This window comes from Herbidospora daliensis, assembly GCF_001570585.1.
In the GTDB taxonomy this organism is placed as follows: Bacteria; Actinomycetota; Actinomycetes; order Streptosporangiales; family Streptosporangiaceae; genus Herbidospora; species Herbidospora daliensis.
Window position 1 is genome coordinate 486,439 of the sequence record NZ_BBXF01000004.1, and the last position, 18,003, is coordinate 504,441.

The 18,003-nt window shown below is 70.4% G+C and carries 12 protein-coding genes; 3 read left to right on the plus strand and 9 right to left on the minus strand.

All coding sequences use genetic code 11. The features are described from left to right. Positions 1-3: 3 nt before the first annotated feature. From AW274_RS22590 to glgP, 9 genes are all read right to left on the minus strand, one after another. Positions 4-786 carry an electron transfer flavoprotein subunit beta/FixA family protein gene (locus tag AW274_RS22590; RefSeq protein ID WP_062435950.1) on the minus strand — a complete coding sequence of 261 codons (783 nt, stop codon included), beginning with the start codon at positions 784-786 and terminating at the stop codon, positions 4-6. A gap of 154 nt (positions 787-940) precedes the next feature. Further along, on the minus strand, positions 941-2,176 hold the full coding sequence (locus AW274_RS22595) for a serine/threonine-protein kinase (protein WP_062435952.1): 1,236 nt from the start codon (positions 2,174-2,176) through the stop codon (positions 941-943). 53 nt (positions 2,177-2,229) lie between these two features. Then, positions 2,230-4,212, minus strand: coding sequence for a serine/threonine-protein kinase (locus tag AW274_RS22600; protein ID WP_062435954.1), 1,983 nt, complete (start codon positions 4,210-4,212; stop codon positions 2,230-2,232). Further along, positions 4,213-6,582 carry a serine/threonine-protein kinase gene (locus tag AW274_RS41420; RefSeq protein ID WP_083974651.1) on the minus strand — a complete coding sequence of 790 codons (2,370 nt, stop codon included), beginning with the start codon at positions 6,580-6,582 and terminating at the stop codon, positions 4,213-4,215. Positions 6,583-6,688: 106 nt separating this feature from the next. Further along, on the minus strand, positions 6,689-7,201 hold the full coding sequence (locus AW274_RS22610; RefSeq protein ID WP_062435958.1) for a YbaK/EbsC family protein: 513 nt from the start codon (positions 7,199-7,201) through the stop codon (positions 6,689-6,691). Then, complete coding sequence (locus AW274_RS22615) at positions 7,201-8,700, minus strand: flavin monoamine oxidase family protein (RefSeq protein WP_062435960.1); 1,500 nt, start codon at positions 8,698-8,700, stop codon at positions 7,201-7,203. The genes AW274_RS22610 and AW274_RS22615 overlap by 1 nt, the downstream gene beginning before the upstream one ends. Continuing rightward, the gene (locus tag AW274_RS22620; protein WP_062435962.1) at positions 8,697-9,539 is read right to left on the minus strand and encodes a M55 family metallopeptidase; all 843 of its coding nucleotides are present in this window, start codon (positions 9,537-9,539) and stop codon (positions 8,697-8,699) included. Before AW274_RS22620 ends, AW274_RS22615 begins: the two co-directional genes overlap by 4 nt. Further along, positions 9,539-9,739, minus strand: coding sequence for a hypothetical protein (locus tag AW274_RS22625; protein WP_034386164.1), 201 nt, complete (start codon positions 9,737-9,739; stop codon positions 9,539-9,541). Before AW274_RS22625 ends, AW274_RS22620 begins: the two co-directional genes overlap by 1 nt. 108 nt (positions 9,740-9,847) lie before the next feature. Beyond that, positions 9,848-12,445, minus strand: a complete 2,598-nt coding sequence (gene glgP, locus AW274_RS22630) for an alpha-glucan family phosphorylase (RefSeq protein ID WP_062435964.1) — start codon at positions 12,443-12,445, stop codon at positions 9,848-9,850. A 349-nt stretch (positions 12,446-12,794) separates the two neighbouring features. On the opposite strand from glgP, the gene AW274_RS22635 reads away from it, so the two are divergent. From AW274_RS22635 to AW274_RS22645, 3 genes are read left to right on the plus strand one after another with little or no spacing between them, the layout of a single operon-like run. Next, positions 12,795-14,879 carry an alpha-1,4-glucan--maltose-1-phosphate maltosyltransferase gene (locus tag AW274_RS22635; RefSeq protein ID WP_062435966.1) on the plus strand — a complete coding sequence of 695 codons (2,085 nt, stop codon included), beginning with the start codon at positions 12,795-12,797 and terminating at the stop codon, positions 14,877-14,879. A gap of 33 nt (positions 14,880-14,912) precedes the next feature. After that, a complete protein-coding gene (gene treS, locus AW274_RS22640; RefSeq protein ID WP_062435968.1) occupies positions 14,913-16,646 on the plus strand; it encodes a maltose alpha-D-glucosyltransferase in 1,734 nt (577 codons plus the stop codon). Between the two features lie 3 nt (positions 16,647-16,649). Beyond that, positions 16,650-17,999, plus strand: coding sequence for a maltokinase N-terminal cap-like domain-containing protein (locus tag AW274_RS22645; protein ID WP_062435970.1), 1,350 nt, complete (start codon positions 16,650-16,652; stop codon positions 17,997-17,999). Positions 18,000-18,003 lie beyond the last annotated feature (4 nt).

Sequence of the window (18,003 nt, forward strand, 5' to 3'; positions counted from 1 at the left end):
TCCCTAGATGAACTTCTTCGACACGAGGAACTCGGCCGCCTTGGTGCCGCCGTCGCCCTCGTCGTTGACCACGACGCCCTTGCCGCGCGGGGGCGCGGGGGTGAAGTCGGCGACCACGCTCCAGGCGGCGGCGAGGCCGATCTGGGCGGGGTCGATCTCGGCGTCGGCGATGCCGATCTTCTCGATCGGCTTCTTCTTGGCCGCCATGATGCCCTTGAAGGAGGGGTAGCGCGGCTTGAAGGGGTCGGGCTTCTCGACGACCGACACGACGGCGGGCAGCGTGGCCTCGACCTTGTCGTAGCCGTAGTCGGTCTGCCGGTGGATGCTGATCGCCGAGCCGGCGACCTCGATCTTGCTGGCCAGCGTCAGCTGCGGCACGCCGAGGCGCTCGGCGAGCATCGCGGCGAGCATGCCGGTGCGGGCGTCGGTCGACTCGGAGCCGAGGATGACGACGTCGAACCCGATCTTCTTGAGCGCTTGGGACAGCGCGTAGGAGGTCGAGAGGGCGTCGGAGCCGTGCAGCGCCTCGTCGGACAGGTGGACGGCCTTGTCGGCGCCCATCGCGAGGGCCTTGCGGATGGCGTCGGTGGCCTGGTCGGGCCCCATGGTGAGGACCGTCACCTCGCCGCCGTAGGCCTCTTTCAGCTTGAGAGCGTCTTCGACCGCGTATTCGCAGAGCTCGTTGATGACCCCGTTGGCGCTGCGGTCGATCGTGTTGTCATCGGACCGCAGCTTGCGCTCGGTCGCGGTGTCGGGAACCTGCTTCACGCAGACGACGATGTTCATGGCCGGTGGCCGACCTCCCGTACTCAGACGGCTGACGCCGCAGCGGACGACTGGCTATTTGTTACCCACGGGTAGCTTACTCACAAACCCCGCGTACGGTGCACTTGCCCTCACCATACCGAACTATGTTCTGGAAGAAAGGGGCGGGGGTGGGTCAGCTCGCCAGGACCAGCACGCCGAGCGCGAAGAGCACCGCGCCGACGGCCAGCAGCAGGATAAACGTGCTGAAGAAGGTGCTCAGCACCCACCAGAGCACGACTGAGCCCGCGATGGCCGACAGGTCGAGGATCACCCGCCCCTTCTCCTTGACGGCCAGGCCGAACATGGCGTCGATGAGGAGCGCCAGACCGTACACGACGAGGAGAAGGAGACTGGCCTCGGGCAGGTGCTCGCGGCCCGTGGCGGCGAGCAGGCCGACGACCGCGCAGGTGCCGATCACCCAGCGGCGCCGCACGATGTCGCGGCGGCGGGCGAAGGCGATCTCCGAAGGAGAGCGGGGATCGGCCGGCGGCGCGGCCGCCGCCGCCTTCAGCTCGACGGTCTCCTCCTCGCGGTGGGCGCTCGCCGGCGCCGGGGTGACCGGCGAGACCGGGACGACCGGACGCTGGGCGCCCAGCCGGGCCAGCAGCTGACCGGCGGTAGGACGGGCCGCCGGATCGGTGGCGAGCGCGTCGCGCAGGATGGGGACCAGCCACGACGGCACCCCGGTCAGATCGGGTTCGTGGTGGACGATCCGGTAGGCGACCGCCGGGGCGGGACCCTGGCCGTAGATGGGACGGCCGGTCGCGGCGAAGGCGAGCGTCGTGGCGAACGCGAACACGTCGGCGGGCGGCCCGGCCTCGCGGCCTTCGAGGACCTCGGGGGCCAGGTAGCCGGGGGTGCCGACGACCGCGCCGGTGTCGGTCACCGAGACCAGGTCGAGCGCGGAGGCGATGCCGAAGTCGATGAGGTAGGGCTCGCCGTCGGCGAGCATCACGTTGGCCGGTTTCAGGTCGCGGTGGACGACCCCCGCGTCGTGGATCGCCACCAGCGCCTCGGCCAGGCCGCGCGCCAGCCGCAGCAGGTCGGCGTCGTCGTCGACCGGGCCCTCGGCGACGATCGTCGACAGGGCCCGGCCCGGCACGTAGCGGGTGACGATGTAGGGCCGGTCGCCGTCGAGCGACACGTCGAGCACCTCGGCGATGTGCGGCCCGCGCACCCGCAACATGGTCTCGACCTCGCGCGACAACCGGGTGATGGCCGAGCCGTCGGCCACTATGTGGGGATGCAGCACCTTCACCGCGACGGTGCGGCCCTCGGCGTCGAGCGCCAGATGGACCTCACCGAACCCACCCTTCCCAAGGGGTGACAGCAGCCGATAGGGACCGGCGTTTGAGACGCTCGACTCCACCGGCTGCTCCCTTCAGGATTCACGAGTCATCGTGCCCCGTCGCGGGCTCTGGCTCACTTCCCGACGAGGAAACCCAGTCCGATCTGGTCCATCAGGTCTTCGAACAGGCCGGTGATCAGGTTGACCGCCGTGTCCTGTCCCTTGCCGAGACTGGCGACGAGCTCGTCGATGACCGCCGACGGGGGCCGCCAGGGCGTCCAGACGGCTTCGGCCGACAACGCGGTCATCACGATGAAGAACGCCAGCGTGCCGAACACCAGGGTGACCACCATGCCGGCGCCGGGGCTGCGGATCGCGCCCGCGAGGGCCCGCTGCACCGCCTGGCGCGGCTTGCGCCCGCCCGGCAGCAGGAACAGCCCGCCGACGAACGCCGCCGCCGCGTAGGCCGCCGCGCCGTCGGTCGTCAGCCCGCCCAGGTAGCGGCACGCCCCCCACACGCAGATGCCGAACAGGATGCCCAGCGGCACGTGGATCAGGGTCGCGAGCACCGCCTTGACCAGCGCCCAGGGGGTGCCGAGCACGGCCCGCATCGGGTCGGAGTTGCTGGTGCCCCGGATCGAGCGGCGCTCGCTCATGTCGCCGATCAGCGAGTTGCCGACCCGCAGGCACAACACCAGGACGATCGCGAGCAGGCTCACCATCACCGGCAGCAGGCACGCGGCGCCGACCAGCGTCGCCAGCATCAGCCCCGCCATGACGGGGTGGCTGGTCTTGTAGCGCGGCCGGTCCTGCTCCGGCTGCGCCGGCGGCGGGGTGTAGGGCCGCGCCTGCGGCGGGGCCGGTCGCTGCTGCTGCTGGGGCGCCGGGAAGCCGGCCACCCGCTGGTCGGCGTAGGGCGGCGGCGCGAACTGCGGCGGCGGCTGGTAGGGCGGCACGTTCGCCGGGACGTAGGGCGGCGGCTGGCCGCCCGGACGCCGGCGCGACTCCTTCTGCGGCCGGGGCTCGCGCTCGGGCGCGACGTAGTTGACCGGCGGCAGCAGGTCGGAGTAGGTCTCGTCGCGCCGCGCCCTGGGCACGGCGTCGTCGAGCACGCGGGTGCCGTCGCTCAGCACCCGGGTGCCGTCGTTGAGGACGCGGGTGCCGTCGGTGAGGACCCGGGTCCCGTCGCCGAGGATCCGGGTTCCGTCGGAGAGCACCCGGGTGCCGTCGGAGAGCACCCGGGTGCCGTCGGGCTGCGGGTTCTTCTGGACGGCGGTGCCGCCCTCCTTGAACACCGTCACCGACGGGTCGAGGGCGCGCGAGAGCTTCAGCAGCGACCCGGCCGTCGGCCGGGCGGCGGAGTCGGTCGCCAGGGCCAGCCGCAACCAGCCGCGCAGGAACGCGGGCGCGACGTCGACCTGGGCCTTGCCCTCCAGGATGTTGTAACAGACCGCCTCGAAGGTGCCCTGGCCGAACGGCGGCTTGCCCGTCGCGGCGAAGAACACGGTCGCGGCGAGCGCGTGGACGTCGGCCGCCTGGGTGATCTCGCTGTCGCGGATGATCTCGGGCGCGAGGTAGCCGGGGGTGCCGACGAACATGCCCGTCTGGGTCAGCCGGGTGGCGTTCACCAGGTGGGCGATGCCGAAGTCGATGACGAGCGGCTCGAACGTGCCCGACCCGTCGTCGACGAGCATCACGTTGGCCGGCTTGAGGTCGCGGTGGATGACGTCGGCGTGGTGGATGGCCACCAGCGCCTCGCACAGTCCGCGGGCGAGCTTGGTCAGTTCGTCGCCCTTGAGCGGGCCGTCTTCGAGCACCCGCTGCTCAAGGGTGCGGCCCGGCGCGAAGCGGGTGACGATGTAGGGCGTTGCGCCGGTCAGGTCGGCGTCGAGCACCGCGGCGACGCGGCTGCTGCGCACCCGGCGCATCGTCTCGACCTCGCGGGTGAGACGGTCGCGCGCCTTCAGGTCGGATGCGACGTGTTGGTGGAGGACCTTCACGGCGACTTGGCGATCGTCGGAGTCGAGCCCCAGATGGACGACGCCCATCCCGCCCTCGCCAAGTCGCCGGAGCAATCGGTATGGACCGATCCGCTCCGGTGCTTCCGTTGCGGCCACCTATGACCCCCCTAGTCCTGATTTCCGCAGTTGTTCCAGCCGTTGTGTCAGCTCCGGCAGGTCGAAACCCCAGATCAAACCTGCCGTATGAATGTCGGAACTGAGCGACAACAGCGCGACTCCTGCGAGGACCACCGCCACCACCCCCACGATGGCCGCGACCCCGATCGCCATACCCCTGGTGGGGAACAGCGATGCCAGCGTACGGCGTACCTGGCGGGTGGGGGCCTCGACGGCCGGGCCGGCGCAGATCGTCCAGAGGGCGACCGCGACGCCCCAGCCGAGAGTGGCGGGGATGTCCATTTTCGTGAGCACCGTCAGCAGCAGCGTGACGGGGATGCCGAGGATGAGGCCGTAGAAGATGAGGCCCAGCGTCGCCCCGGCCGACCTGGCCAGCGCGGCGGGCTCGTTGAGCACCCGGAACACGTCGCCCGCCGCCGCGCTGACCTGCCGCTGGCCGTTGAGCTGCGGCTGGGCGATGTCGGCGGCGCGGAACAGGATGACGCTCGGGATGACCAGCAGCGCGGCCAGCGTCGGCGCGATGGCCGCGCCGCCGAGCAGCGCGACCTGCATGAGCACGCTCGCCACGCCGTAGGCCCGGGAGCGCTGCAACATGGCGCCCGGACGCGCGCTCGGGTTGTGCAGCGGCGGGGGCGGCGGCACACGCAGCGTCTCCAGGAACGGCGCCGGCTTGGGCTGGTGGACCTGCGGCGTGCGCTCGTAGAGCTCCGCGGGCTGCTCGAAGAACGCCTGCTGCGGGTTCTGCTGCTGAGACTGGCGCAACTCCTCGGGCCGGACCCGGCGCGTGGGCAGGTCGCCGTCGCGCGGCTGCTCCCACCCGCCCTGACCGGCCCGGCGCGTCGGCATGTCGCCGTCGTTCCAGCCGCCCTGCTGACCCGGCATCCGGGTGGGGATGTCGCCCTCACCGGAGAGCCCGGCCCTGCGCAGGTCGTCGCCGGTGACCCGGACCGTCGGGAACGGATCGCCGCCGCCCCGGCCGGGCACGTGCCCGGGACCGGACGGGTTGACGGCCTGCCGCGGCGCGGTGGGCTCGGCGGGACCGGGACTCGCACCGGGGTTCTGACCGGTGTTCGGCCCGGTGTTCGGCCCGGTGTTCGGGTGGCCGGCGAGGCCGGACGGACCGGTCCCGTGCTGATGGGCGGCGCTCTGCCCGGTCTGCCCCGGATAGCCGGATGCGCCGGTGCCCGGATGAGCCGGTGAAGGCCGCCCGGCACCGGTGCCGGGGCCCGTCTGGCCCGGGTAGTGGTTCGGGCGGTTCGGGTGGCCCTGGGTCGGGCGGACGTCGCTCGTCGGGATCGGCTCGGCCGGGGGCTGGTGACCCGCGTAGGGGGTGTCGTTCAGGAGGGAGACGTACTCCTCCTGGGCCGGCTGGCGGCGGACGACCGGGGTGATCAGCGGGTTGGCCTTGGGACCGGCCACGGGCTGGTTGACCTGGTCGTTCGACGGGGGCCGCGGCGTGGGCGGCGGGCCCTCGACGCCGAAGACGGCGATCGGCTGGCCGTGGTCGTCGATGTTGGGGACCGTGGTGACCTCGTCGGGCACCCGGGGACGCCGCGCCTGCGGCATCAGCCGGGCCACCTGCTCGCGCAGCTCGACCGCGCGGGGACGCCGCGAGGGGTCGCGCTGGAAGGCAGCGCGCAGCACGGCCTGGATCACCGGCGGGGCGGCGTCGACGTTGGCCTTGCCCGAGGTGATGTTGAAGAAGATCATCTCCAGCGTGCCCTTGCCGAACGGCGGCAGGCCGGTCGCGGCGTAGAGCAGGGTGCCGGCCCAGGCGTGCACGTCGACCTCGGGGCCGGCCTCGTGACCCTCGATGATCTCGGGGGCCAGGTAGCCGGGGGTGCCGATGAACATGCCGGTCTGGGTCAGCCGGGTCGCGTCGACCGCCTGCGCGATGCCGAAGTCGATCAGCACCGGGTCGCCGTCGAGCATGAGCACGTTGCCCGGCTTGAGGTCGCGGTGGATGACCCCGGCCGCGTGGACGGCCGACAACGCGTCGGCCACGCCGTAGGCGATCTTCAGCAGACCCTCGACCGACATCGGGCCGTCGGTCTTGATCAGGTCGTCGAGGGGTTTGCCGGGGACGTAGCGCGTGACGATGTAGGGCCGCTGGCCCGTCACGTCGGCGTCGACGACCTCGGCGATGTAGGGGTTGCGGACCCGCCGCATCGTCTCGACCTCGCGGGAGAGCCGGCGGCGCGCGGTGTCGTCGCCGGCGACCTCCGGGCGCAGCACCTTGACGGCCACCTGCCTGCCGTGAGGATCGAGGGCCAGGTGGACCACGCCCATGCCGCCTTCACCGAGCCGCCTGAGCAGCCGGTAGGGGCCAAGTCGGTCGTCCTGATTCATGCCTTAAGCACCATACCGACTAAAACACCGCCCATGAGTGAACCATCAGGCCACATTCCTGCCCTGTACAACGGCAGGATTGGTCCAACGGTTTCCCACCCTACGGTCACAAAGTGAGCAACAGCACCTCGCCCTGGGTGGCGGTGACGAGATCACTACCGGAAAGCGCCAGCTTGGACCGGCGAAGGCCGCTGCCGATGACGACGAAGTCGCGGCGGGTCACGTTTTCGTCAACGAGCACCGGCCAGCCCTCGGGCAGCCCGATCGGGGTGATTCCTCCGTATTCCATCCCGGTCAGCGAGACGGCGTCGTCCATGGGCGCGAAGGAGATCTTGCGGGCGTCGAGGTGGCGGCGGACGATCCCGTTGATGTCGGCCCGGTGGGTGGCCAGCACCATGACGGCCGCGTAGCGGGTCTCGCCGCCGCGCTTGGCCGCCACGACGACGCAGTTGGCCGAGTCTTCGGGGGCGACGCCGTACTGCTCGCAGAAGGCGGCGGTGTCGGCCAGGCCGGGGTCGATGGCGGCCGCCCGCAGGTCGATCTTCAGGTCGGGCACGGCCTTCGCCACCGGTTCGGCCAGCAGGTCGAGGTGGTCGGCGGCCGGGAGCCAGTCGAGCATCAGTTCTCCTTCAGCGCCCTCTCGTGGATCGAGAGCACTGCCTTGCGTGCGGACTCGAAGGCCCCAGCCTGCCAGGCCACCAGGCCGGTCAGCCAGTCGCCCGCCAGGTAGATGCGGCCGTGGGTCTGCTCGACCACGTTCTGCAGGCCGACGTTCATCATGGCCTCGACATGGGGGCGGTTCGCCCACGACATGGAGACGCTCGACAGCAGGTCCTTCCGGTAGCGCGGCCCGTGGACCTGTTCGCCGGCGCGCAGCGCCCGTTCGAGGCGGGCGGCCGGGGACAGGGCGTCGTAGGCGGCGGCCTGGTCGGCCAGGTTGTAGTAGCCGACCAGCAGACCCCGGCGTTCGTGGAAGCCGTGGGAGGGATACCAGATGCGGCCGATGTCGAGGTCGGTCTCGCTGGTGCCGCCGTAGATCTTCTCGTCGAGCTCCCACCAGCGGCGGCCGTACTCCAGTCCGAGTTTGCCGCCGGCGAAGAGGAAGCCCCCGCCCAGCCGGAAGACGACCTCCTGCGGGAGCGAGCTCGGGACCCGGGCCAGGATGTGCGGGGGCAGGGTGGCGACGCAGTAGTCGGCCCGGACCGCGCCGTTCCGGTGCTCGACGACGACCTCGCGTCCGGTGTCGGTGATCTTCGTGGCCGGGGTGCCGGTCCTGATCCGGTGGCGGCCGACGTTGGCGACCAGGGCGTCCACGATGCGGTCCATGCCGCCGACCGGCTGGAACATGGGCATGGCCTGGTCGTGGGCCAGGTCCCAGGTCAGCGCGTAGGGGATGCGGTAGCCCAGCACCTCGCCGACCGACGGGATCGCGCCGGGGTCGGCGCGGCGTTCGCCGCCCTCGTAGGTGAGCTGCTCGCCGAGCTGGCCGAACTCGCGCAGCAGGTCGAGCAGGTTGGTCTTGTCGTCGGCGGTCAGGTCGGCGTCGAGGGCGCCCTGGTTCGCCGCCTTGGCCAGCAGTTCCGACAGGTGGCCCTGGGTGTCGGCGCGGGCGGTGCGCAGCCGGATGGACTTGCCCGAGGTGTGGACGTAGGCGTCGGCGTTGGAGTTGACGAAGATCTCCAGGGGCACGCCCAGCTCGCGGCAGTAGTCCATGGTGAGCATCCACTGCGCGATGCGGGCCGGGCCGGCGTTGAAGTAGGTGCCCTCGCGGAAGGCGGCCCGCTGGGTGGCCCCGCCGATCTCGGTGATCTCGTCGCCGCCGCGGATGGTCAGGTTCCGGCCGCCGACCTTCTTGGCGGCCTCCAGGATCGTGACGTCGTACCCGGCCTTGAGCAGTTCGTAGGCGGCGGCGAGACCGGCGATGCCGGCGCCGAGGATGACGACGCGTTTGGGCGAGCGGCCGGTCAGGGTGAAGTCGCCCGGCTGGGGCGCGGTGTAGGTGGTCGACTGGCTCGACGGGACGAGCCCGAGCGCGCCCATCGCGGCCAGCATGGCGCCGGCTCCCCCGGCGACGCCGAGGCCGTGGAGGAGAGCCCTGCGGCTTAACTCACCTGTCACCCATATACACCGCTTCCGCACGCGACCTGGCCGGCGATCATGGCGTACAGCCCGAAGAGTGCCATGATCTCCCGGTAGTCGGGCGTTGTGAACTCGGTGTTCCTTGCCGATTTGCGCCGGGTTCCCGGGATGATCGCGCAGGCCGAGGCGATGGCGGTGCTGTTCCACTCCACTTCGAGCGTGTACGGCGGCTCCATCACATAGGGCCGGAAGTCGGCCAGCCGGTTCAGCGCGGTGAAGGTCGACTCCTCGATCTTCCGCTGCGCCACCGCGATCGGCAGCAGTTCGGCGGCGAACATGTCGATGCCCTGCTTGACGGCGACCGTCTCGACGTCGCCGAGCACCTCGCGCGCCTCCTCGCAGACCGCGACGTCGCCGGTGACCAGCACGACCGGCACCCCGACGAACCCGGCGAACGCGGCCACCAGCCGGGGCTCGCCGCAGATCTCGCCGTTCAGCCAGACGTTCTGGATCTCCTTGCCCATCCACGTGTGGTTGAGCACGCCGTGGGAGACCCCGGCCCGCGCGTGGTAGCCGGCGAAGATCGCGGCGTCGAAGCCCTCGGTGAGGCCCTGGCCCATGCGGTGGGGCTTGCCGGGGCCGCGGATCAGGGTGGCGCGGGAGTCGAGCTGGTCGATGCGCAGGTTCCTGGTCGAGCCGTGGGCGTCGTTGACCAGCACCTGCGTCGCCCCGGCGGCGAACGCGCCCCGGATGACGGCGTTGGCGTCGCCGGTCATGAACTCACAGCCGCGCTCGTAGCCCCGGCCGCCGTGGTGCATCTCCTCGGGGTCGGTGAGCCCGGTTATGCCCTCCATGTCGACGGACAGGTAAACCCGCATCAGTAGCTCCGCAATCGATCGACCTCACGGCGCAGCGCCACCACTTCCCGGCGGAGCATCTGGATCTCCCAGAGCGCCTCCTTCATGTCCTGCGCGTGGTCGGCCCGGGTGACGTACCGGGCGTCGACCCGGACGCGGACGGCCCGGCGGAGCCGGGGCGGGGCGAGCACGCGAAGCATGAGGCGGAGGACGGACCGCATGAGCGGCAACCCTAGCCGGGATGCGAGGAACGTTCCGCACCCAATGGTCACAATAACCGCACGGGACCGGTTCCCCCGCCAGGGGGAACCGGTCCCTTAGGTAGATCCTTAGCGGAGCGTGCCGTTGGTCATGCCGGCCGGCTCCTCGGGCACCGCGATCAGGCCGAGCTCGGCGGGCGAGGCCATCAGCGGGTGGAAGGGCACCACCCTGACCGAGTAGCCGAACGCGCCGGTCCGGTCGAGCGGGATGATCCCGGTGAAGGTGGCGTGGCCGTCGTCGTCGAGCGAGCCGACGGTCAGCTTCACGTGGTTGGGCTCGATCAGCTCGTCGTGCTGGCCGACCCGGCCGTAGGCGGCCTGCACCTCGACGTCTTCGGGCGACAGCTCGCCCAGTGCGATCGTGGCGTTGACCTCCATGGCGACCCCCAGCTCCGGGGTGTCGCCGATGCCGGCCGTCTCGACGTGCTCGACCCGGACGGCGGGCCAGGCCTGCGAGACCCGCAGCTTCCAGGCCGCGAACGCCTTGGCCTGGGCGTAGCCGTCGCCCGACAGGGTCTTGGCGGCGCCGGCCGCCGGGCTGTAGAGCTCCACGACGTAGTCGCGCAGCATGCGCCCGGCCAGCACCTTCGGCCCGAGCGAGCTGAGGGTGTGCTTGACCATCTCCAGCCAGCGGCGCGGCAGGCCGTCGGCGGCCCGGTCGTAGAACCGGTCGGCGACCTCGCGCTCGATCAGGTCGTAGAGGGCGTTGGCCTCCAGCTCGTCACGCCGTTCGGGGTCGGAGACGCCATCGGCGGTCGGGATGGCCCAGCCGTTGTTGCCGTCGAACCACTCGTCCCACCAGCCGTCGCGGATCGACAGGTTCAGGCCGCCGTTGAGGGCGGCCTTCATGCCGGAGGTGCCGCACGCCTCCAGCGGGCGCAGCGGGTTGTTCATCCAGACGTCGCAACCCTGGACGAGCAGCTGGCCGACGGTCATGTCGTAGTCGGGCAGGAAGACGATGCGGTGGCGCACGTCCTCCATGTCGGCGAACTTGATGATCTGCTGGATGAGCTTCTTGCCGCCCTCGTCGGCCGGGTGGGCCTTGCCCGCGATCACGATCTGGACCGGCTTGACCGGGTCGAGCAGCAGCGCGCGCAGCCGCTCGGGGTCGCGCAGCATCAGCGTGAGCCGCTTGTAGGAGGGCACCCGGCGGGCGAAGCCGATGGTCAGCACGTCGGGCGACAGGGCCTCGTCGGTCCAGGTCAGCTCGGCGTCGGAGGCGCCGCGCTGCCGCCACGACCTGCGCAGGCGCTTGCGGGCGTCGTTGACCAGGTTGGCGCGCAGCTGGCCGCGGATCGTCCAGAGGTCGGCGTCGGAGAGCTTCTGGACGCCCTCCCAGCCCTGGGCGCGCTCGACGATCGTCGGCAGCTCCTTGCCGGCCAGCTCCATGACCTCGCGGCCGACCCACGTGGGGGCGTGCACGCCGTTGGTGATCGAGCCGATCGGGATCTCCGACAGGTCGAAGCCCGGCCACAGGCCCTGGAACATGCCCCGGCTGACCTCGCCGTGCAGGACCGACACGCCGTTGACCCGCTGGGCCAGGCGCATGCCCATGACGGCCATGTTGAACACGGCCTTCTCGCCGTCGCCGGTGTCGGGCTCGGCGCCGAGGGCCAGGATGCGGTCGACCGGCACGGTCGGCCAGGCGTTGTCGCCGCCGAACTGGCGGGCGATCATGTCGGCCGGGAAGCGGTCGATGCCGGCCGGGACCGGGGTGTGGGTGGTGAAGACGGTGCCGGCCCGGACCGCCTCCAGGGCCTCGTCGAACGACAGGCGGGCCTCGGTGAGCTCGCGGATGCGCTCGACGCCGAGGAACCCGGCGTGGCCCTCGTTGGTGTGGAAGACCTGCGGCTCGGCGTGGCCGGTGATGCGGCAGTAGGCGCGGATGGCGCGCACGCCGCCGATGCCCAGCAGGAGCTCCTGGAGGAGGCGGTGGTCGCCGCCGCCGCCGTAGAGGCGGTCGGTGACGTCGCGGGCGGTGGTGTCGTTGTCGGCCACGTCGGAGTCGAGCAGCAGCAGCGGGATGCGGCCGACCTGGGCGACCCAGATCTGGGCGTGCAGGCCGGTGCCGCCGGGGAGGCTGATGCGGATGCGGGCGGGGCTGCCGTCGTCCTCCTTGAGGAGGGTGAGCGGGAGGCCGCCGGGGTCGAGGGAGGGGTAGTGCTCCTGCTGCCAGCCCTCGGGCGACAACGACTGGGTGAAGTAGCCGTGGCGGTAGAGCAGGCCGACGCCCAGGATCGGCACGCCGAGGTCGGAGGCGGCCTTCAGGTGGTCGCCGGCCAGGATGCCGAGGCCGCCCGAATACTGGGGAAGGGCGGCGGCGATGCCGTATTCCGGGGAGAAGTAGCCGACGGCGGCGGGCGCGTCCTGCAGCGTCTGGTACCAGCGCGGCGCCGTCATGTACTCGCGGAGATCGTCGGCGGCGTCGGCCAGGCGGCGGAGGAAACGCCGGTCCTGGGCCAGGGCGCGGAGCCTCTCGGCCGAGACGGCGCCGAGGAGGGCCACGGGGTCGTGTTCGACCCGCTCCCAGACCTCGGGGTCGACCTCGGCGAACAGGTCCATCGTCTCCGGGTGCCATGACCAGCGGAGATTCTGGACCAGCTCGCCAAGCGGCGCGAGCTCGGCCGGAAGGACGGTACGGACGGTGAACCTGCGTATAGCTCTCACGTGGCCAGACCCTAGGCGATCGGAGGGGGTGGATGTGGCGCGAACTTCGCGCCACACAGTGCGAACTCACCATTGGCATACCTGCTCAAACCTCACCGATCGGCCGAGGTGACGGTGAGTACGTGTACGTCGCACGAACCTCCGGAGACCCGTGGATGACACGCGGGTTTGACCCGCCGGACTGACTTTCATTCTGGCGGGTAAAGGGGGAGCATTAGGGCAACTCCAGTACGAGCGAGTGGCCCGGTCAGCGGGCTGTGATTCGTGCTGCCTCAAGACAGAGCAAAGATCGACAATTGCCCCGTGGACTCCGGCGGTACCGGGCGTGCCGTCGCTACGTTGAGAAACGATGATCGGAAGAATCCCAATCCAGGACATCCATCCCGTCGTCGACTGCGGGAAGCGACCCGCGAAGGCCGCCGCCGGGGAATCCTTCGAGATCACCGCCGTCGTGTTCCGCGAGGGACACGACGCGGTGGCCGCCGGGGTCGTGCTCTTCGATCCCGACGGCGTGCCCGGCCGCCTCAGGCCCATGCGGGAGCTCGCGCCCGGCACCGACCGGTGGGGCGTCGACGTCACGCTGCCCGCGGAGGGATTGTGGTCCTACCGCGTCGAGGCCTGGAGCGACCCGATCGCGACCTGGCTCCACGACGCCGGGATCAAGATCCCGCGAGGGCTCGACTCCGATCTGATGTGCGAGGAGGGCGCGCGGTTGTTCGACCGCGCCGCCAAGGCGGTGCGCGCCGCCGACTGCCCCGACGTGCCCGCCAAGCCTCGCAAGACGACCACGTCGAAGGCGAAGTCCAAGGACCCGGTCTGCGGCCACAAGGCCGCCCTCCAGGCGATGGCGGCCCGGCTCCGCGACGACGACGTGGACCCCAGGGCCCGCTTCGCCGCCGCGCAGCTGCCCGAGACGCAGGCGCTGATCGCCGCCCACCCGCTGCGCGAGCTGGTCACCCGGACCGTCCGGTACAAGGTCATGGTCGACCGCAGGCGGGCGCTGTTCGGTTCCTGGTACGAGTTCTTCCCGCGCTCCGAGGGCGCGATCGTCGAAGAGGGCGTGGCCCCGAAGTCGGGCACGTTCAAGACGGCCGAGAAGCGTCTCCCGGCGGTCGCCCAGATGGGCTTCGACGTGGTCTACCTGCCGCCGGTCCACCCGATCGGGACCGCGTACAGGAAGGGCCCGAACAACACCCTCACGCCCGAGCCCTACGACCCCGGCAGCCCGTGGGCGATCGGCGCCGACGAGGGCGGGCACGACGCGATCCACCCCGACCTGGGCACGATCGACGACTTCGACTCCTTCGTGGCACGCACCCGCGAGCTCGGCATGGAGATCGCGCTCGACCTGGCGCTGCAGTGCTCGCCCGACCACCCGTGGGTCAAGGAGCACCCCGAGTGGTTCAACATCAGGGCCGACGGCACGATCGCCTACGCCGAGAACCCGCCGAAGAAGTACCAGGACATCTACCCCCTGAACTTCGACAAGGACCCCGAAGGCATCTACCGCGAGGTCCTGCGGGTGGTGCGCCACTGGATGGACCACGGGGTGCGGATCTTCCGCGTCGACAACCCCCACACCAAGCCGGTGGCGTTCTGGGAGCGGCTGCTGCGCGACGTCCGCAACACCGACCCCGACGTGCTGTTCCTGGCCGAGGCCTTCACCCGGCCGGCCATGATGCAGACGCTCGGGCGGGTGGGCTTCCACCAGTCGTACACCTACTACACGTGGCGCAACAGCAAGCCGGAGCTCGAGGAGTACCTGACCGAGCTCTCGCGCGAGACGGCCCACTTCATGCGGCCGAACCTGTTCGTCAACACGCCCGACATCCTCCACGAGTACCTGCAGCAGGGCGGCCTGCCCGCGTTCAAGATCCGCGCGGTGCTGGCGGCGACGATGTCGCCCACCTGGGGTGTGTACGCGGGCTACGAACTGGCCGAGAACGTCCCGGTACGCCCCGGCAGCGAGGAGTACCTCGACAGCGAGAAGTACCAATACCGGCCACGCGACTGGCAGGCGGCCGAACGCGAGGGCCGCAGCCTGGCGCCGTTCATCACGCAGCTGAATTTGTTCAGAAGAGCCCACCCGGCCCTGCAGGAATTGCGTAATCTACGGTTTCACAGCGTCGACCAGCCGGCCGTGATCTGCTTCTCAAAGCGGCTGCCGGGCGCCTACGACACGGCCACACGAAGGCACGCCATAGGCGACGTCGTGCTGACGGTCGTCAATCTTGATCCGCATAACACCCACGAGGGCACCGTCTTCTTGGACATGCCGGCCCTGGGTCTCGACTGGCATGCCGAGTTCGTCGTCGACGACGAGCTGTCGGGCGAGTCGTACCGCTGGCGGCAGGCCAACTACGTGCGCCTCGATCCGCATGTCAATCCTGCACACATCTTCACGCTGCGTCACGGGTCAGCGCACCGCCCATAACAACCGCAGCCTGCACAACCGGGGAGTCCACAGGTGAGCGTTACGACACCTCAGCCGAATCCGCAGAATCAGCACAACCAGCCGATTCCGAACACCTTCACGCACGAGAAGCCGCGCGACGCGTTCTGGTACAAGCGCGCCGTCTTCTACGAGGTGCTCATCCGCGGGTTCGCCGACTCCAACGGCGACGGCACGGGCGACATCCGGGGGCTCATCGACAAGCTCGACTACCTCGAGTGGCTCGGCGTCGACTGCCTCTGGCTGCTGCCGCTGTACGAGTCGCCGCTGCGTGACGGCGGCTACGACATCGCCGACTTCATGAAGATCCTGCCCGACTTCGGCGACCTGGGCGACTTCATCAAGCTGGTCGACGAGGCGCACAAGCGCGGCATCCGGGTCATCGCCGACCTGGTCATGAACCACACGAGCGACCAGCACCCGTGGTTCCAGGCCAGCCGGCACGACCCGACGGGCCCGTTCGGCGACTTCTACGTCTGGAACGACGACGACGAGCTCTACAAGGACGCCCGGATCATCTTCATCGACACCGAGACGTCCAACTGGACCTACGACCCGGTCCGCCAGCAGTACTACTGGCACCGGTTCTTCCACCACCAGCCCGACCTGAACTACGAGAACCCGGCCGTGCAGGAGGCGATGCTGGAGGTGCTGCGCTTCTGGCTCGACCTGGGCATCGACGGCTTCCGCATGGACGCCATCCCCTACCTGTTCGAGGTCGACGGCACCAACTGCGAGAACCTGCCGCAGACGCACGCCTACCTGAAGCGGGTCCGGGCCGAGATCGACCGGCTCTACCCCGACCGGGTGCTGCTGGCCGAGGCCAACCAGTGGCCGAGCGACGTGGTCGAGTACTTCGGCGACCCGGTCACCGGCGGCGACGAGTGCCACATGGCGTTCCACTTCCCGCTGATGCCGCGCATCTTCATGGCGGTCCGCCGCGAGTCGCGCTACCCGATCTCCGAGATCCTGGCCCAGACGCCGAAGATCCCGGAGAACTGCCAGTGGGGCATCTTCCTCCGCAACCACGACGAGCTGACGCTCGAGATGGTGACGGACGAGGAGCGCGACTACATGTACTCCGAGTACGCCAAGGACCCGCGCATGCGCGCCAACGTCGGCATCCGCCGCCGCCTGGCGCCGCTGCTCGACAACGACCGCAACCAGATCGAGCTGTTCACCGCGCTGCTCATGTCGCTGCCGGGCTCCCCGGTGCTCTACTACGGCGACGAGATCGGCATGGGCGACAACATCTGGCTGGGCGACCGCGACGGCGTGCGCACCCCGATGCAGTGGACGCCCGACCGCAACGCCGGGTTCTCCGACTGCGACCCGGGCCGCCTCTACCTGCCGGTGATCATGGACCCGATCTACGGCTACCAGGCGATCAACGTCGAGGCGCAGCAGAAGCACTCCGGTTCGCTGCTCCACTTCACCAAGCGGATGATCGAGATCCGCAAGCGCCACCCCGTCTTCGGGCTGGGCGACTTCACCGAGCTCAACTCCTCCAACCCCAGCGTGCTGGCGTTCGTGCGGGAGCTGGGCGACGACCGGGTGCTCTGCGTCAACAACCTGTCGCGGTTCCCGCAGCCGGTGGAGCTGGATCTGCGCCGGTTCGAGGGGGTTTCACCCATCGAGGCGACGGGTAACGTCCCGTTCCCCCCGATTGGCGAACTTCCGTATCTTTTGACGCTCCCGGGGCATGGGTTCTATTGGTTCACCATCCCGCCGTCGTCCCGGGAGGATTAGAAAGTGCTTGCCGAGCTCCTTACCGGATGGATCGCCGATCAACGATGGTTCGCCGGTAAGGGGCGGCCGATCGACGATCTGTCGATCGAGTCCGTCGTCCCGCTCGTGGACGGCGACCCCGCCCTGGCCCACCTGGTCGTCAAGGTGGTCCAGGGTGACCGCACCACCCGCTACCAGCTGCTGATGGGGCTGCGCGACGCGCTGAGCAGCAGGTTGCGGCACGTCTACATCGGCCGCTGCGAGTGGGACGGCCGCGAACGCGACGTGTACGACGCCGCCCACGACGCCGAGCTCATGGGCCGGCTGCTCCACGGCGTCGCCGACGACGCGACCGTCGGCCCGCTGAGCTTCCACCGGGTGCCCGGGGTGGAGATCGACACCGCCCAGCGCAGCCTGGTGATGACCGCCGAACAGTCGAACACCTCGATCGTCTTCGGCGACCAGTACATCCTCAAGATGTTCCGCGTGGTCATCCCGGGGATGAACCCCGAGCTGGAGATCGTCCGGGCGCTGGCCGACGAGGGCTCCCACCACGTGGCCCGGCCCTTCGGCTGGGTCGAGGGCGTGATCGACGGCGAGCCCACCACCCTGGCGATCATGCAGGCGTTCCTCGGGGGCGCCAGCGAGGGCTGGGCGATGGCGCTGACCAGCGTCCGCGACCTCTACGCCACCTCCCGCGAGGTGTCGGCCGGCGACGCCGGGGGCGACTTCGCCGCCGAGGCCGAGCGGCTCGGCATCGCCACCGCCGAGGTCCACCGCGAGCTGCGCGAGGCGTTCGGCTACGACGCCCTCGACCCCGACGAGATCCACGCGATGGCCGCGGGCTTCCAGGCCCAGCTGGAGCGGGCGGTCGAGGAGATCCCGGCGCTGGCCGACCACGCCGACGTGGCCCGGGAGGCGTACGACCTGCTGGCGTCGATCGACGAGCCGGTCCTGGTGCAGCGGGTGCACGGCGACTACCACCTCGGCCAGGTCATGCGGACCTACGACGACTGGATCGTGCTGGACTTCGAGGGTGAACCGGGGCAGCCGCTGGCCGAGCGCCGCGCGCTCCACTCGCCGCTGCGCGACGTCGCGGGCATGCTGCGCTCCTTCGAGTACGCCGCCCGCCACCTGCTGGCCGACCACCCCGACGCCGAGACGCTGGAAGACCGGGCCGAGGAGTGGGCGGTGCGCAACCGGGCCGCCTTCCTGTCCGGCTACACGAAGTCGGGCGGCGACCTGCGCCCCTCCGACGTCGTGATGATGCGCGCGCTGGAACTCGCCAAGGCCGTCTACGAAGTGGTCTACGAGGCGCGCAACCGGCCGTCCTGGCTGCCGATCCCCCTGGCGGCGTTCACCACGAAACACTGAGAGT

Coding starts and splice junctions, on each gene's coding strand:
- AW274_RS22590 (WP_062435950.1), bottom strand. CDS start 786: ATGAACATCGTCGTCTGCGTGAAGCAGGTTCCCGACACCGCGACCGAG.
- AW274_RS41420 (WP_083974651.1), bottom strand. CDS start 6,582: ATGAATCAGGACGACCGACTTGGCCCCTACCGGCTGCTCAGGCGGCTC.
- AW274_RS22610 (WP_062435958.1), bottom strand. CDS start 7,201: ATGCTCGACTGGCTCCCGGCCGCCGACCACCTCGACCTGCTGGCCGAA.
- AW274_RS22620 (WP_062435962.1), bottom strand. CDS start 9,539: ATGCGGGTTTACCTGTCCGTCGACATGGAGGGCATAACCGGGCTCACC.
- AW274_RS22625 (WP_034386164.1), bottom strand. CDS start 9,739: ATGCGGTCCGTCCTCCGCCTCATGCTTCGCGTGCTCGCCCCGCCCCGG.
- AW274_RS22635 (WP_062435966.1), top strand. CDS start 12,795: ATGATCGGAAGAATCCCAATCCAGGACATCCATCCCGTCGTCGACTGC.